This is a genomic window from Pseudomonas arvensis, assembly GCF_056688935.1.
On sequence record NZ_CP162038.1, the window covers coordinates 1682355 to 1697001 of the forward strand.

Below are 14647 nucleotides of genomic sequence, written 5' to 3' on the forward strand. Positions count from 1 at the left end.
TGGGCTGCAGCGGGGCGGTATTTTTTAGCAAGGACTTTTTGTTGGCTGGCGCGCATTGCGACGAGGGCGGTCGGGCGGCATAATGTAGCCCCTTTTTTCAGCCCCTACATGTGGAAGGTTCCCGTGACTCAGAAGCCCGACCAGTGTCTTGGTGAATGGATCGACCGTGAAGCACTCGCAGAAGCGATGATCCCGCTTATCGGTCAGCTGTACCGCAATAACAATGTGGTGAGCTCGATCTATGGCCGCAGCCTGATCAACCAGTCCGTCATCGCGATTCTCAAGGCGCACCGCTTTGCGCGCCATCGCTCTGCCGACGACAGCGAACTCTCCGTCCACGAAACATTCCCACTGCTCAAGGCCATGAGCGAGCTCAAGCTCGGCGCGGCCTCGGTAGACCTGGGCAAGTTGGCGTACAAATTCCGCAAGGAAGGCGCCGGCCGCACCGCCGAGCAGTTCGTGCGTGAAGAAATGGCCGATGTGGTTGGCCAGCAAAACGCAGCAGCCCGCAAAGGCACTGACGTTGTGCTGTACGGCTTCGGTCGTATCGGCCGCCTGCTGGCGCGCATCCTGATCGAAAAAACCGGTGGCGGCGACGGCCTGCGCCTGCGTGCCATTGTTGTGCGCAAAGGCGCCGACAACGACCTGACCAAACGCGCCAGCCTGCTGCGCCGCGACTCGGTACACGGTCCGTTCAACGGCACCATCGTCATTGACGAAGAAAACAACACCATCACCGCCAACGGTAACCTGATCCAGGTGATCTACGCGAAGAACCCGTCCGAGGTGGATTACACCCAGTACGGCATCAAGGACGCCCTGCTGGTGGACAACACCGGCGTATGGCGTGATGCCGAAGGCCTGGGCCAGCACCTGGCTTGCCCTGGTGTTGATCGCGTTGTTCTGACCGCGCCTGGCAAGGGCAAGCTGAAGAACATCGTGCACGGCATCAACCACGGTGAAATCACCGCTGACGACAAGATCGTCTCCGCCGCTTCCTGCACCACCAACGCCATCGTGCCGGTGCTCAAGGCTGTGAACGACAAGTTCGGCATCGTTAATGGTCACGTTGAGACCGTTCACTCGTACACCAACGACCAGAACCTGATCGACAACTTCCACAAAGGCGATCGCCGTGGCCGTAGCGCCGCGCTGAACATGGTTATCACCGAGACTGGTGCTGCTACCGCTGCTGCCAAGGCGCTGCCTGAGCTGGCCGGCAAGTTGACCGGTAACGCGATCCGCGTTCCTACGCCAAACGTGTCGATGGCCATTCTCAACCTGAACCTTGAGACTGCCGCCAGCCGTGAAGAGATGAACGAGTACCTGCGCTACATGGCGCTGCACTCCGATCTGCATAAGCAAATCGACTTCGTCAATTCCCAGGAAGTGGTATCCACCGACTTCGTCGGTTCGCGCCACGCCGGTGTGGTGGATGCCGAAGCGACCATCAGCCAGGACAACCGTGTTGTGCTGTACGTGTGGTACGACAACGAGTTCGGCTACAGCTGCCAGGTGGTTCGTGTGATGGAAGACATGGCCGGGGTCAACCCGCCTGCGTTTCCGCGCTAAGCATCAGCAGTAGATGAAAAAGCCCCGACTGGTTCGGGGCTTTTTTATGGCTGTGGGTTTCGGGCTGCCTGTGAGGGCCTCATCGGGGGCAAGCCCCCTCCCACAGTTTGATTTGTGAATATATTCAAATGTGCGAGGTGGCTTGCCCCCGATAGCGGTCGTTCAGCCGACGCATCAATTGAGCAACTGCCCGCGCAAGCTGTCCGACAATCCCTTCGGCGCCAGCCAGATACCCATATAGGCTTTCGCCAATTCAGTATCTCGACTGCTGAACACCACCTGGCCATTGATCTCCAAGTTCAAACCGCGCCCCGACCGAAAATCCAGGGCGTAACGATCCCCGCTGCGGATATTGCGAAAGCGCGCATGCAGTTGATCCAGCTCAGGCTTCAAACGAGCACTGGCTTGCTGGCGCTCCAACGTCGCGGTGGCGGCCTTTATCACATCGTTGCGGTCGATGTCGCGAAAGTAATACAGCACAAGGCACAGGTCCTGTTGTTGTGACCAGGCCTGTCTGGCGCTCACATCCGCAGAGGCATACAACGCGGCAGCGTACACATCGGCCCACAGGTAGGTGAGCACCGCCTGGTTTTTGCGGGCCAGGCCCTCGAACTGTGCGGGGAAATCAGCCTGCTTGAGTCGGTCGGCGTCATTGGCGTGAGCCGTGATCGACATCATCAGCATCAAACAGATAAAGAGTTGTCGCATAATGGCTCATCCTGAAATTGGCGCTGATTTGCGTCATGTAGTATGGCAAGACTGGCCTACGACGCGACCAAGGGTTAATGTGCGCGGCGTTGACCCTTATATAGACTGTGCCCCGGTTCACACACTTGAGCCAAATTGTCCTTCATGACCGCTGGCCGCGGCATGATTTAGCCAGGCGTCCAACCGTACGCCTGGCCTGTTCTGAGGAGTACGCATGGCTGTCTACAACTACGACGTGGTGGTACTGGGTTCCGGCCCGGCTGGAGAAGGTGCGGCGATGAACGCCGCGAAGGCAGGGCGCAAGGTGGCGATGGTCGATAGCCGTCGCCAGGTCGGCGGTAACTGCACCCACCTGGGTACCATCCCGTCCAAGGCCTTGCGTCACTCGGTCCGCCAGATCATGCAGTTCAACACCAACCCGATGTTCCGGGCCATTGGTGAGCCGCGCTGGTTCTCGTTCCCGGACGTGCTCAAGAGCGCCGAGAAAGTCATCTCCAAACAAGTGGCCTCGCGTACCGGCTACTACGCGCGTAACCGCGTCGACCTGTTCTTCGGCACCGGCAGTTTTGCCGACGAGCAAACCGTCGAAGTGGTCTGCGCCAACGGTGTGGTCGAGAAGCTGGTGGCCAAGCACATCATCATTGCCACCGGGTCGCGTCCGTATCGTCCGGCGGACATCGATTTCCACCACCCGCGTATCTACGATAGCGACACCATCCTGAGCCTGGGCCACACCCCGCGCAAACTGATCATCTACGGCGCCGGCGTGATTGGCTGTGAATACGCCTCGATCTTCAGCGGCCTGGGTGTATTGGTGGAGCTGGTGGATAACCGCGATCAGTTGCTGAGCTTCCTCGACTCGGAAATTTCCCAGGCGTTGAGCTACCACTTCAGCAACAACAACATCACCGTGCGCCACAACGAAGAGTACGAGCGGGTCGAAGGCCTGGATAACGGCGTGATTCTGCACCTTAAATCCGGCAAGAAGATCAAGGCCGACGCTTTGCTGTGGTGCAACGGTCGTACCGGCAACACCGACAAGCTGGGCATGGAAAACATCGGGGTCAAGGTCAACAGCCGTGGCCAGATCGAAGTGGATGAGAACTACCGCACCTGCGTGCCGAACATCTACGGCGCCGGTGACGTGATCGGCTGGCCAAGCCTGGCCAGTGCGGCACATGACCAGGGCCGTTCGGCCGCTGGCAGCATTGTCGACAATGGCAGCTGGCGCTACGTGAACGACGTACCGACCGGGATCTACACGATTCCCGAGATCAGCTCGATCGGCAAGAACGAGCACGAGCTGACCAAGGCCAAGGTGCCTTACGAAGTGGGCAAGGCGTTCTTCAAGAGCATGGCGCGTGCGCAGATCGCCGGCGAGCCCCAGGGCATGCTGAAGATCCTGTTCCATCGCGAGACCCTGGAAGTGCTCGGCGTGCATTGCTTCGGCTACCAGGCGTCGGAGATCGTGCACATCGGCCAGGCCATCATGAACCAGCCGGGCGAGCAAAATACCCTCAAGTACTTTGTGAACACCACGTTCAACTACCCGACCATGGCTGAAGCCTATCGGGTAGCGGCCTACGATGGCCTCAACCGGCTTTTTTGAGCGGCTCCGGCCGGTGGCCTGAGCCGGCCGGGGAGACCGATTTCAGTAATTCCCGAGAGTGGCAGTGGCCAAACCGGGAAAGTCTGTAATCAGGCTATCTACGCCGAAGTCGGCGAGCCTGCGCATCAGCGCAGGTTCGTTGACCGTCCACACCGACACATGCAGACCTTGGCGCTGGGCTTTTTCCAGACGCTCAGGGGTGCACAGCGTCCAGTTCAACGCCAGGTATTCACAGCCATAGTTCTGCGCGACCTTCAGCGGGTCGAGCCAGGCGTATTCGGCCACCAGTCCACGTGACAGGTCCGGGGTGAGATCAACCGCCGCTTTCAACACTTCCCGCGAGCTTGAGGTCACGGTGACCTTGTCCATCAAGCCGAAACGTACCGCCATCTCGCGGATTGCCAGCACCGTGGTTGCGGCGCGGGTGCGCGAGGCGCTTTTGACTTCCAGTTGCCAGTGATCGAAGTCGCATTGTTCGAACAGCTCTTCCAGGCATGGGATCGGGCAGGGTTTGACCCAGCCTGGGCCGCCTTTGCGGGCGTCCATCTTCACCAGGTCTGCCGCTGAATACTCGACGACCTTGCCGCGCCGGTCGGTGGTGCGCTTGAGGGTCGGGTCGTGGATGACCATCAGCTCGCCGTCCATGGACAGGTGCAGATCCAGTTCGCAGCGGCGTACGCCGTGCTTGAGGCACTCCTGGAAGCTGGTCAGGGTGTTTTCCGGTGCTTCGCCTTTGGCACCGCGGTGGCCGTAAATCAGGGTCACAGTTGCTCCTATGCGCCAGGCTGGCTGGCGGAGTGAATACGAATTCAGAGATCGTCGCTTTGTTCCCGCGCCAGGCGGCGTTCCTGGGCCTGTTTCTGCAGGATGTAGCGGGCCAGCAATTGGCGCTGGGCATCGGTCATGGACTCGAATTCCGTGCCTACGTCAAAGCCATCGCCCTTGGGATCGCAATGGGTGACCCGCGCCCGCAGCAGCAGGCCGAGCGCCTGGGGCATCAGTACCAGCTTGACCGCCAGATGGATGCCGGTGGCCAGGGGGGCAGGGTGCTGGAAGTCGATGCCGCCTTCGGAGATGATCACCGGCTGCGGTGCGCCCACCTCGTCCAGCAGGCCGCGCGCCATGATCTGGCTGAGCAGGTCCACGCGTTTGTTCTGCACACGCAGGAAGGCGGCGAGGGTGCGGTCCTTTTCGCTCAGTTGGCGCAGCAGGTGCTGGGCTTCGAACTCGCTCAGGTGCAGCTCACTGAGCAGGTTGAACAGCGGTGAATCATCCAGCAACACTTCCTTGCTCGCCGCTTCGGGGGCCGACAGGCTTTTGATTTGGAGTGCGATCATGTCGTCGATACGGTAGTATTCGCGGCGCTCTTCTTCATCTAATGTCGACATGGCGAACCCCAGGTAACGGTAATGGTCAGAGTGTAAAGCTGCTTACCAGACCCCGCCACCGGGACGTCTTCTTTTCCTCCGAACAAGCCCCGACATGTTCAGACCTCTCTTCGTATTTATTGGCACGCGTTATACCCGTGCAAAGCGCCGCAATCATTTTGTGTCGTTCATTTCCTTGACCTCGATGATCGGGCTCGCCTTGGGCGTGGTCGTGATGATTGTGGTGCTGTCGGTGATGAACGGCTTCGATCATGAGATGCGCACCCGCGTGCTGGGCATGGTGCCCCACGCGACCATCGAGTCCGGTGAGCCGATTAACGACTGGCAAAGCCTGGCCGCCAAGGTCAAGCAGAACCCCAAGGTCGTCGCCGTTGCGCCGTTTACCCAGATGCAGGGGCTGCTGACCCATGATGGCAAGGTGCAGAAGATCCTGCTCAATGGCATCGACCCGGCCCAGGAACGCAACGTGTCGATCATCGACAAGTTCATGTTGCAGGGCAAACTCGACGACCTGGCCCCCGGCAGCTTCGGCATCGTGATCGGCGACAAGGCGGCGGCCAAGCTCGGCGTGGGCCTTGGCGACAAGCTGACCTTCGTCGCACCGGAAGTTACCGTGACCCCGGCCGGCATGTTCCCGCGCATGAAGCGCTTTACCGTGATCGGTACCTTCCATGTGGGCGCTGGCGAAATCGACGGCTACCTCGGCCTGACCAACCTCACCGACCTGGCCCGCCTGCAGCGCTGGCAGCCGGACCAGGTGCAGGGCCTGCGCCTGAAGTTCAGCGACCTGTTCGACGCCCCGCGCGGCGCCTGGGACATTGCCCAGCACTTGGGTGAAACCCAGTATTACGCCCGTGACTGGACCCGTACCCACGGCAACCTGTACCAGGCCATCCGCATGGAAAAAGCCATGATCGGCCTACTGCTGCTGCTGATCGTCGCTGTCGCCGCGTTCAATATCATCTCCACGCTGGTGATGGTGGTGAACGACAAGAAAGGCGATATCGCCATCCTGCGTACCCTTGGCGCCACGCCGGGGCAGATCATGGCGATCTTTATGGTGCAAGGCACCGTGATCGGCGTGGTCGGCACCTTGATCGGCACCGCGGTGGGCATTCTGGCCGCGCTGAACGTCAGCGCCGCCATCGCGTTGCTAGAGAAAGTGATCGGCCACAAGTTCCTCAACGCCGACGTCTACTTCATCGACTACTTGCCGTCCCAGGTTCAGGCCCAGGACGTGTTGATGGTGGGCGGCGCTGCGTTGGTCCTGAGTTTCCTTGCCACCCTGTATCCAGCCTGGCGCGCGGCACGTACCCAGCCAGCACAGGCCTTACGTTATGAGTGAATCGGGCATGAGTGAAAAAGCAATCCTGAGCTGCCGCAACCTGGGCAAATCCTACGAGGAAGGCCCGGAGTCGGTGGTGGTGCTGTCCAACCTGCAACTGGAACTGCATCCGGGCGAGCGCGTGGCGATCGTCGGCAGTTCCGGCTCCGGCAAAAGTACCTTGCTGAACCTGTTGGGCGGCCTTGATACGCCGTCCCAGGGCAGCGTGTGGCTGGCTGGCGAAGAGTTGTCGGCCTTGAATGAAAAGGCCCGAGGCCAACTGCGCAATCGTTCGTTGGGTTTTGTGTATCAGTTCCACCACCTGCTGCCGGAATTCACCGCCCTGGAAAACGTGTGCATGCCGCTGCTGATCGGCAGGACCGCGATCCCGGAAGCCCGTCAGCGTGCCAAGGCACTGCTGGAGCGCGTCGGCCTCGGCCATCGCCTGGAGCACAAACCGGCCGAACTGTCCGGCGGCGAGCGCCAGCGTGTGGCAATTGCCCGCGCCCTGGTGAACAACCCAGGCTTGGTAATGCTCGACGAGCCCACCGGCAACCTCGACTCCCACACCGCCCAAGGCATCAAGGACTTGATGCTGGAACTGAGCACCCAGATGCGCACCGCGTTCCTGGTGGTGACCCATGACATGAGCATGGCCCGCCAGATGGACCGCGTGCTGCACCTGCAGGAAGGTCATCTGGTCGCCATCTGACCCGTTTCAAGCCCGACGCCTGGCGTCGGGCTTTTTCAATTTTTCAGGCGGTGCCCGCGAATGTTCAGACCGTTATCGATTTTCATCGGCACGCGCTATACCCGCGCCAAGCGCCGCAATCGTTTTGTTTCATTTATCTCGATGACCTCGATGATCGGCCTCGCCCTGGGCGTGTTGGCGATGATCGTGGTGCTGTCGGTGATGAACGGCTTCCAGCGCGAAATGAGCTCGCGCATCCTCGGCATGGTGCCCCACGCCACTATCGTCGGTGTGAACCCGATTGATGATTGGCAGCCGGTGGCCGCCGCCGCGATGAAGAATCCACAAGTCACCGCTGCGGTGCCATTCACGCAGATGGACGGCATGTTCTCCTACAAGGGCGCCATGCAGCCGATCGAGATCAGCGGCGTTGACCCGGCCCAGGAAGGCAAGGTGTCGATCGTGGCCCAGCACATCGTGCAGGGCAAACTCGAAGACCTGAAGCCCGGCGAGTTCGGCGTGGTGGTCGGCGAAATCACTGCACGGCGTTTTCGCTTGAATGTGGGCGACAAGCTCACGCTGATCGTGCCGGAAATCAGTACCGCGCCAGGGGGTATCACCCCGCGTATGCAGCGCTTGAACGTGGTCGGGATCTTCAAGGTCGGCGCCGAGCTGGATGGCTCCATGGCGTTGATCCACATGGCTGACGCGGCGGAAATCCAGCATTGGCAGCCGAACCAGGTGCAGAGCGTGCGTCTGGCCGTGAAGGATTTGTACGCGGCGCCCAAGGTGTCGACGGACATTGCCACGGGCCTCGGCGCGGCCTACAAGGCGGATGACTGGACCCACACCCAAGGCAGCCTGTTCAGCGCGATGAAGATGGAAAAGACCATGATCGGCCTGTTGTTGCTGATGATCGTTGCCGTGGCGGCGTTCAACATCATCGCTACGTTGATCATGGTGGTAAACGACAAAGGCGCGGACATCGCGATCCTGCGCACCATCGGCGCCACGCCCCGGCAGATCATGGCGATCTTCATGGTGCAGGGCACTGTGATTGGCATTGTCGGCACCTTGATCGGCGGCGTGTTGGGCGTGATTGCAGCGCTGAACGTGAGCGAACTGGTGGGCTGGGTCGAGCGGGTGAGCGGGCAGCATATCTTCAGTTCGGATGTGTATTTCGTCAGCAACCTGCCTTCGGAGCTGCAGGGTGGGGATGTGCTGCTGATCTGCACGGCGGGCTTTGTGTTGAGCTTTTTGGCGACGTTGTATCCGGCGTATCGGGCGGCGAAGATTGAGCCGGCGCATGCCTTGAGATACTCCTAGTGTTTTAGACCGCTATCGGGGGCAGGCCCCCGATAGCGCCCGCCCAGCTTGCATCAATCCTGGTTGGGCAACTCAATCACAAACCGAGTAACCCCCGCCTCGGACTCACAAAAAATCCTCCCCCCATGCGCCCGCACAATCGACTGGGTAATCGCCAGCCCCAGCCCCGCGTGCTCGCTGCTGCCTTCATGCCGTGCCGGATCGGCCCGGTAGAACCGATCAAACAGCCTCGGCAGCACGTTCGCCGGGATGCCTGCGCCGGTATTCTCCACGGTCAGTTTCGCACCCCGTTCATCTTCGCTCATGCGCACACGCACCTCGCCGCCTGCCGGGGTAAACCGCAGCGCGTTATCCAGCAAGTTCGACAAGGCCCGGCGCAACATGCCGCGATCCCCCGCTGTGTGGGCAGTGCCTTCGCGCACCAGCGAGACCTGCGCGTCCTCCGCCAGCAACGCAAAAAACTCCAACAACGCCTCCACTTCATCAGCCAGTGCCAAAGGTTCGCGCTTGGGCACCAACAAACCATGATCCGCCTTGGCCAGGTACAGCATGTCGTTGACCAGTTGCGCCATCCATTGCAGCTCTTCGAGGTTGCTGTGCAGCGCCTCGCGGTAGTCCTCCAGCGGGCGCGGCTGGGTGAGGATGACCTGGGTCTGGGTCAGCAGGTTCGACAGCGGCGTGCGCAGTTCATGGGCGATATCGGCAGAGAACGCCGACAGGCGCTGGAACGCATCGTCCAGTCGTCCCAGCATGGCGTTGAAGGCCTGGGCCAGCTCAGCCAGTTCCACCGGCATATGCTGCTGAGGCAGGCGTTGGGTGAGGGAGTGGGCCGATACACTGGCGGCCACTTCACCCATGCGCCGCAACGGCCGTAACCCGCTGCGTGCAGCCCAGGCGCCGAGGAGCGCGGTGGCCAGGGCGCAGAGTCCGACCGTGAGCCAGATCAAATGCTGCATGCGTTGCAAGAAATGTTGATGGTGAGTGATGTCGAGCATCAGGCTCAGTTGCGGTGAGTCGGCTTGGCCAGCGTTGAGGGGTGCGTTGTAGACGCGGTAGTCGGTGCCGGCGTTTTGCAGGTTATGCAGGCCAGGCGCGGAGGGCAGGGTGACGCTCGGCGCATCGTCCAGCCAGCGCTGGCCGGCGTAGGTAATGCGCAGTGCAAGGTCGGGCTGTCGGTTGAGCTCAGCGCGCAGTTGCGCCTCACGTTGGCTGAAACCTTGCAGCGAGTCTACGCCCTGCAAAGTGCTGCGCAACGCCACCAGTTTGCTGTCGAGTTGCTGCTGGTCCAACTCGATAAAGTGCGCCTCACTGGCTTGATTGAACAGCACCCCTGCAATCAGCGAGACCACCGCCGTGCAGGCGGCAAACAACAGCGCCAGGCGGCTGGCGAGGGACAGGTGCTTGATCAATTGCAACGTTCCTCCAGCACATAGCCCATGCCGCGCACGGTGTGGATCAGTTTAGTAGGGAAGCTGTCATCGACCTTGAGGCGCAGGCGGCGGATCGCCACTTCGATGATGTTGGTGTCGCTGTCGAAGTTCATGTCCCACACCTGGGAGGCGATCAGCGACTTGGGCAGCACTTCGCCCTGGCGGCGCAGCAGCAGTTCCAGCAGGGCGAACTCCTTGGCGGTCAGGTCGATGCGTTGACCGTCCCGCTCGACCCGGCGGCGAATCAGGTCCAGACGCAGGTCGGCCAGTTGCAGGGCGGTTTCCTGCGGTGCGCTGCTGCCGCGCCGCAACAGGCTGCGCACCCGCGCGAGCAGTTCGGAGAAGGCAAACGGCTTGACCAGGTAATCATCGGCGCCCAGCTCAAGGCCATGCACGCGGTCTTCTACCGCGTCGCGGGCGGTGAGGAACAGCACCGGGATATCCAGGCCCGCGCTGCGCACGGCTTGCAGGATCTGCCAACCATCGCGGCCAGGCAGCATCACATCGAGGATCAGCAGGTCGTAGTCGCCAGTCAGCGCGAGGTGCTGGCCGCTGGTGCCGTCGGCCACCAGTTCGGTGGTAAATCCCGCCTCGGCCAAGCCCTGGCGCAGGTAATGGCCGGTTTTCGGTTGGTCTTCGACGATCAGCAGTTTCATGGGCAACTCTTGGCAGCGGGTGACGAGGGGCTTTATACCGCGGGGGCGAGGTCACGGGCGCAACCTGACAAAGTTGTAATCTAGCAGTCAGCTGGCTGGCAGCGGCGTAATCTTAAGGTGCTGCGCAGGCTGGTTTTATATTTTGGGAGAACAAAGATGACGTTGCGTACACCCCTGTTGTTGGCGGGTTGCCTGTTGGCGTTGAGTTTCAATGCGATGGCGGATGCCGCCCATACCTACGCGTTTGGTCAACCCGCTGCGGCTGACAAGGCCACGCGCACCGTGGAAGTGACGCTGCAGGACATTGCGTTTGCGCCCAAGTCCCTGGATGTAAAAGCCGGCGAGACGGTGCGCTTCGTATTGGTCAACAAAGGCCAGTTGCTGCATGAATTCAACCTCGGCGACGCGGCGATGCATGCGGCGCATCAGAAAGAAATGTTGCAGATGCAGGCCAGCGGCATGCTCACGTCCACCGGCATGGGCAAGATGGACCACAGTGCCATGGGCCATGGTGCGATGAAGCACGATGACCCGAACAGCGTGTTGGTGGAGCCCGGTAAAACCGCTGAGCTGACCTGGACGTTCAGCAAGGCCACCGGCCTGGAGTTCGCCTGCAACCTGCCCGGGCATTACCAGGCTGGCATGGTCGGAAAGCTTAACGTCGAATGACCCCAACGCGCAGTTGCCCTGCGAGCTTCACGGCGGTATCTACGGAGGGTGTGGGTAATGGTGCGGTTTTTGAGGCAGCGCAAAGGCTGGTAGACTGGCGCGGTTTATTTAGCCAGGTTTCCGCCATGCATCCCGCAGCCGAACATTCGCCGCTGGGCAAGTCCAGTGAATACATCAGCACCTACACGCCTTCATTGCTGTTCCCGATTCCGCGCGCCGCCAAGTGGGCCGAGCTGGGTCTGAGTGCCGCGACCCTGCCTTACAAGGGCGTGGACTTCTGGAACTGCTTCGAACTGTCCTGGTTATTGCCGTCGGGCAAGCCGGTGGTGGCCATCGGTGAATTCAGTATCCCGGCAGACTCGCCGAATATCATCGAATCCAAGTCCTTCAAGCTGTACCTCAACTCGCTGAACCAGACGGCCTTTGCCGATACCCAAAGCCTGGAAGCCACACTGCGCGACGACCTGAGCGCCGCCGCCGGCAAGCCGGTGACCGTGCGCATCCGCCGTCTGGCCGAGATCGAGGCCGAAGGGGTGATGGCGTTGCCGGGTGTGTGCATTGACGACCTCGACATCAGTGTCAGCAACTACGAGCACCCGCGGCCGGAACTGCTGCGTTGCGATGACTCGCGGATCGTCGAGGAGAGCGTGCACAGTCATCTGCTCAAGTCCAACTGCCCGGTCACCAGCCAGCCGGACTGGGGCAGCGTGGTGGTGGAGTACCGTGGTCACGCGCTGGATCATGCCAGCCTGCTGGAGTATATCGTGAGCTTCCGCCAGCACTCAGACTTCCATGAGCAGTGTGTGGAGCGCATCTTCCTGGACTTGCAGCGTCTGCTGAAGCCGGAGAAGTTGACGGTGTATGCGCGGTATGTGCGACGCGGCGGGTTGGATATCAACCCGTATCGCAGTACGGAGGATGTGCCGTTCCAGAATGTGCGCCTGGCTCGTCAGTAAGTAAATGTGGGAGGGTGCCCCCTCCCACATTTTAGTGTTGTCCTTGGCTTGGGTTCGGGTTAGATGCCCATATTGCCCAAGGTGATCATGATATTGCGCAGCGTCCCGGAAATCACCGGGTGCTCCTCATCGAACTCTATGGCCGCTTTATTCACATCGTCGGAAATGCTGGGTGTTTGAGTGGCCGGCTCAAGATCAAGTTGTAATTCAAACTTGGCAATCAGGGCTTCCAGCGCTTCACGTTTTTCTTCCGGCAGTGGCGGTTCCTGTTCCAACTGCCCGCGCAGGATATTGACCTGTTCTTCCAGTTTTTTGCGATCAGGCATGACGTTCTTCCTTTTATCGATAGGCACTGGCATAGACCGCGGCACGCCGAGAAAGGTCTACGGGCTGACTTGCAGATTAATCCACCGGCGCCGACTGTGCATGATCTCGATCAGGGCTTTTCGCCTTTGAGCTGGCGCAGGCTGATGTCCGCCAGGCAGGTGCCGAGTTCGCCGAGGTGGTCGATCACCGAATGTACGCCCAGCCCATACAGAGCCACGGTGGCTTTACCACGCTTGCGCTCGCGTTCCGGTTCGCTCAACGCTTGCCATTGCGCGGGTGGCAGTCCGCATAGCGAGCCGCAGGAGGCGAGGCCGATGGTCCACAGCCCGGCGTTGAGCCCCGATTGCAGCAAACGCGGTTCGCCACTGACCAGTACGCAGCCTTCAAGGCGTTGAATGTTCAGTTCCATCAAGGCTTCCCAACAGGCATGGGGCGCGGGCCAGCGGATGGAAGAGGGAGAGGCGGCCTTGAGCCAACCAGGTAATACGGCGGCCAATGGCGTGGTCACCGAAGGCGGCAGCTCATCCAGCCAGGCGCAGGGGACACCTTGTTCCTTGAGACTGCGCAGGATTTTCAGGGCGCCGGGTGTGGCTTGGGAGTCCTGGAAGGGTGAATCGGTACGCGCCTGGGAACCAAAGTCCACCAGGCAACCACTCAGGCCAAACAGAACAGCAGTCAAGGCGGGTGCGCTGGCGATGGCTATCTCGGCGTGAGGCATGTCGACATCCCTGAAATAGCTGTGACGCTATCGGGGTCGGATGACAAGCCGATGACAGCGAGGTTAATTGTAGGAATTTTGTCCATTTTCTGTGTGTCGTTTCCTGACGACTGCCTAAATGGACGCTTCCGTCATATACTGACGGCCTCATTCAGGGCATAGCGCCCATGACAGACCATTCAAGGAGCAAAAGCTATGCGCTGGAGCCATTACTTCGCTCAGCTGTCGGTGTGTGCCACCGTCATGCTGGCCCCGTTCGCTGCCCAGGCTGCGACGGAAGATGATCCATGGGAAAGCGTCAACCGCCCGATCTTTACCTTCAACGACACCGTTGATACCTATGCCCTCAAGCCTTTGGCCCAAGGGTATGAGTGGATCACGCCGCAATTTGTCGAAGACGGTATCCACAACTTCTTCCGCAATATCGGCGATGTCGGCAACCTGGCCAACAATGTGCTGCAACTCAAGCCGCATAACGCAGGCGTTGATACGGCGCGTTTGCTGGTCAACACCACCTTTGGCGTGCTGGGCTTCATTGATGTCGGCACCAAAATGGGGCTGCAACGCAGCGATGAAGACTTCGGTCAGACCCTGGGTTACTGGGGCGTGGGCAGCGGTCCCTACGTGATGCTGCCTTTGCTGGGCCCGAGCACACTGCGTGATGCACCGTCCAAATACGTCGACAGCTACACTCAACCGTATCGCTACATGAACGATATCGGCTGGCGCAACAGCACCATGGGCCTGAACATTGTCGATACCCGTGCCAGCTTGCTCGACAGTGAGAAGCTGATCACCGGCGACAAGTACACCTTCATTCGTAACGCCTACCTGCAGAACCGTGAGTTCAAGGTCAAGGATGGCAAGGTCGTCGACGACTTCTAAGCCGTGATGTTTTGAAATGAAAAAAAGGCGACCTTCGGCGGTCGCCTTTTTTATGCGCGGGTTTCAGCGCATTTTCAGGATCTTGAGGCCTAGGTGCTGGTTTTGGCCCTCGTTCTTGGCCCATACCACTTCGGTATCTGCTTCCAGGCCGGCAAGGGCTGCATGCTCCGAATCGATGCGTACGGTCAGTTTATCGCCCACGATGAACTGGCGGGGTGCCTGCACCTGCATCCCAGAGCTGGAAAGGTCCACGCAAACCCCGGCAATCTCCTGCCCGGCGTGGATCAAAGACACCTCGGCATCCACTCGCATGCGGATGAAATCGCGTTTCTCGGCGTAGTCGCGCTCGTGTTCGCTCATGGGTTCCATCCTTACTTTGTGTTGTGGT

Annotated in this window: 16 protein-coding genes; 8 read left to right on the forward strand and 8 right to left on the reverse strand. The window is 60.3% G+C overall.

Going from position 1 to position 14647, the window contains the following annotated elements; translation table 11 throughout:
- The first annotated feature begins 108 nt into the window (after positions 1-108).
- Complete coding sequence (locus AB3G88_RS07700; protein WP_099587424.1) at positions 109-1572, forward strand: glyceraldehyde-3-phosphate dehydrogenase; 1464 nt, start codon at positions 109-111, stop codon at positions 1570-1572.
- A 174-nt stretch (positions 1573-1746) separates the two neighbouring features.
- Here the strand turns inward: AB3G88_RS07700 and AB3G88_RS07705 are convergent, their stop codons facing one another.
- Positions 1747-2280, reverse strand: a complete 534-nt coding sequence (locus AB3G88_RS07705) for a chalcone isomerase family protein (protein WP_480453584.1) — start codon at positions 2278-2280, stop codon at positions 1747-1749.
- 214 nt (positions 2281-2494) lie between these two features.
- Here AB3G88_RS07705 and sthA point away from each other — a divergent pair, with 214 nt between their 5' ends.
- Positions 2495-3889 (forward strand): Si-specific NAD(P)(+) transhydrogenase, encoded by a 1395-nt coding sequence (gene sthA, locus AB3G88_RS07710; protein ID WP_003189670.1) that lies wholly within the window; start codon positions 2495-2497, stop codon positions 3887-3889.
- Between the two features lie 42 nt (positions 3890-3931).
- On the opposite strand, the gene AB3G88_RS07715 is transcribed toward sthA, so the two are convergent.
- Entirely contained in the window at positions 3932-4654 is a 723-nt protein-coding gene (locus AB3G88_RS07715; RefSeq protein WP_480453585.1) for a glycerophosphodiester phosphodiesterase, read from the reverse strand.
- Between the two features lie 44 nt (positions 4655-4698).
- Positions 4699-5277, reverse strand: coding sequence for a PilZ domain-containing protein (locus AB3G88_RS07720; RefSeq protein WP_112194098.1), 579 nt, complete (start codon positions 5275-5277; stop codon positions 4699-4701).
- Positions 5278-5371: 94 nt separating this feature from the next.
- Between AB3G88_RS07720 and AB3G88_RS07725 the strand changes: the two genes are divergently transcribed.
- Genes AB3G88_RS07725 through AB3G88_RS07735 form a run of 3 tightly spaced genes read left to right on the forward strand, consistent with a single transcriptional unit; the run spans position 5372 to position 8618 of the window.
- Entirely contained in the window at positions 5372-6622 is a 1251-nt protein-coding gene (locus tag AB3G88_RS07725; RefSeq protein WP_099587420.1) for a lipoprotein-releasing ABC transporter permease subunit, read from the forward strand.
- 7 nt (positions 6623-6629) lie between these two features.
- Positions 6630-7313: a lipoprotein-releasing ABC transporter ATP-binding protein LolD gene (lolD, locus tag AB3G88_RS07730; protein ID WP_480453587.1), complete on the forward strand. Its 684-nt coding sequence runs from the start codon at positions 6630-6632 to the stop codon at positions 7311-7313.
- Positions 7314-7373: 60 nt separating this feature from the next.
- Positions 7374-8618 carry a lipoprotein-releasing ABC transporter permease subunit gene (locus AB3G88_RS07735; protein WP_099587419.1) on the forward strand — a complete coding sequence of 415 codons (1245 nt, stop codon included), beginning with the start codon at positions 7374-7376 and terminating at the stop codon, positions 8616-8618.
- A gap of 53 nt (positions 8619-8671) precedes the next feature.
- Here the strand turns inward: AB3G88_RS07735 and AB3G88_RS07740 are convergent, their stop codons facing one another.
- Both AB3G88_RS07740 and AB3G88_RS07745 read right to left on the reverse strand, forming a co-directional pair.
- A complete protein-coding gene (locus AB3G88_RS07740) occupies positions 8672-10027 on the reverse strand; it encodes a heavy metal sensor histidine kinase (protein WP_099587570.1) in 1356 nt (451 codons plus the stop codon).
- Entirely contained in the window at positions 10024-10704 is a 681-nt protein-coding gene (locus AB3G88_RS07745; protein ID WP_099587418.1) for a heavy metal response regulator transcription factor, read from the reverse strand. Before AB3G88_RS07745 ends, AB3G88_RS07740 begins: the two co-directional genes overlap by 4 nt.
- A gap of 156 nt (positions 10705-10860) precedes the next feature.
- Between AB3G88_RS07745 and copI the strand changes: the two genes are divergently transcribed.
- Together copI and queF are read left to right on the forward strand one after the other, a co-directional pair.
- Complete coding sequence (gene copI / locus AB3G88_RS07750; protein ID WP_099587417.1) at positions 10861-11373, forward strand: copper-resistant cuproprotein CopI; 513 nt, start codon at positions 10861-10863, stop codon at positions 11371-11373.
- 125 nt (positions 11374-11498) lie between these two features.
- The gene (queF, locus tag AB3G88_RS07755) at positions 11499-12329 is read left to right on the forward strand and encodes an NADPH-dependent 7-cyano-7-deazaguanine reductase QueF (RefSeq protein WP_480453590.1); all 831 of its coding nucleotides are present in this window, start codon (positions 11499-11501) and stop codon (positions 12327-12329) included.
- Between the two features lie 59 nt (positions 12330-12388).
- Here the strand turns inward: queF and AB3G88_RS07760 are convergent, their stop codons facing one another.
- The gene (locus tag AB3G88_RS07760; RefSeq protein ID WP_158877076.1) at positions 12389-12655 is read right to left on the reverse strand and encodes a DUF4404 family protein; all 267 of its coding nucleotides are present in this window, start codon (positions 12653-12655) and stop codon (positions 12389-12391) included.
- Between the two features lie 110 nt (positions 12656-12765).
- Positions 12766-13374: an HAD superfamily inactivated hydrolase PcrP gene (gene pcrP / locus AB3G88_RS07765; RefSeq protein WP_158877074.1), complete on the reverse strand. Its 609-nt coding sequence runs from the start codon at positions 13372-13374 to the stop codon at positions 12766-12768.
- Between the two features lie 195 nt (positions 13375-13569).
- Between pcrP and AB3G88_RS07770 the strand changes: the two genes are divergently transcribed.
- Complete coding sequence (locus tag AB3G88_RS07770) at positions 13570-14259, forward strand: MlaA family lipoprotein (protein ID WP_099587413.1); 690 nt, start codon at positions 13570-13572, stop codon at positions 14257-14259.
- Between the two features lie 63 nt (positions 14260-14322).
- On the opposite strand, the gene AB3G88_RS07775 is transcribed toward AB3G88_RS07770, so the two are convergent.
- The gene (locus AB3G88_RS07775; protein ID WP_480453594.1) at positions 14323-14619 is read right to left on the reverse strand and encodes a PilZ domain-containing protein; all 297 of its coding nucleotides are present in this window, start codon (positions 14617-14619) and stop codon (positions 14323-14325) included.
- Between the last annotated feature and the right edge of the window lie 28 nt (positions 14620-14647).

What these genes read in the sequence shown, in the direction of transcription:
- AB3G88_RS07700 (WP_099587424.1), top strand. Translation starts at nt 109, where the DNA reads ATGTGGAAGGTTCCCGTGACTCAGAAGCCCGACCAGTGTCTTGGTGAA.
- AB3G88_RS07705 (WP_480453584.1), bottom strand. Translation starts at nt 2,280, where the DNA reads ATGCGACAACTCTTTATCTGTTTGATGCTGATGATGTCGATCACGGCT.
- sthA (WP_003189670.1), top strand. Translation starts at nt 2,495, where the DNA reads ATGGCTGTCTACAACTACGACGTGGTGGTACTGGGTTCCGGCCCGGCT.
- AB3G88_RS07720 (WP_112194098.1), bottom strand. Translation starts at nt 5,277, where the DNA reads ATGTCGACATTAGATGAAGAAGAGCGCCGCGAATACTACCGTATCGAC.
- AB3G88_RS07725 (WP_099587420.1), top strand. Translation starts at nt 5,372, where the DNA reads ATGTTCAGACCTCTCTTCGTATTTATTGGCACGCGTTATACCCGTGCA.
- lolD (WP_480453587.1), top strand. Translation starts at nt 6,630, where the DNA reads ATGAGTGAAAAAGCAATCCTGAGCTGCCGCAACCTGGGCAAATCCTAC.
- AB3G88_RS07735 (WP_099587419.1), top strand. Translation starts at nt 7,374, where the DNA reads ATGTTCAGACCGTTATCGATTTTCATCGGCACGCGCTATACCCGCGCC.
- AB3G88_RS07745 (WP_099587418.1), bottom strand. Translation starts at nt 10,704, where the DNA reads ATGAAACTGCTGATCGTCGAAGACCAACCGAAAACCGGCCATTACCTG.
- copI (WP_099587417.1), top strand. Translation starts at nt 10,861, where the DNA reads ATGACGTTGCGTACACCCCTGTTGTTGGCGGGTTGCCTGTTGGCGTTG.
- queF (WP_480453590.1), top strand. Translation starts at nt 11,499, where the DNA reads ATGCATCCCGCAGCCGAACATTCGCCGCTGGGCAAGTCCAGTGAATAC.
- AB3G88_RS07760 (WP_158877076.1), bottom strand. Translation starts at nt 12,655, where the DNA reads ATGCCTGATCGCAAAAAACTGGAAGAACAGGTCAATATCCTGCGCGGG.
- pcrP (WP_158877074.1), bottom strand. Translation starts at nt 13,374, where the DNA reads ATGCCTCACGCCGAGATAGCCATCGCCAGCGCACCCGCCTTGACTGCT.
- AB3G88_RS07770 (WP_099587413.1), top strand. Translation starts at nt 13,570, where the DNA reads ATGCGCTGGAGCCATTACTTCGCTCAGCTGTCGGTGTGTGCCACCGTC.
- AB3G88_RS07775 (WP_480453594.1), bottom strand. Translation starts at nt 14,619, where the DNA reads ATGAGCGAACACGAGCGCGACTACGCCGAGAAACGCGATTTCATCCGC.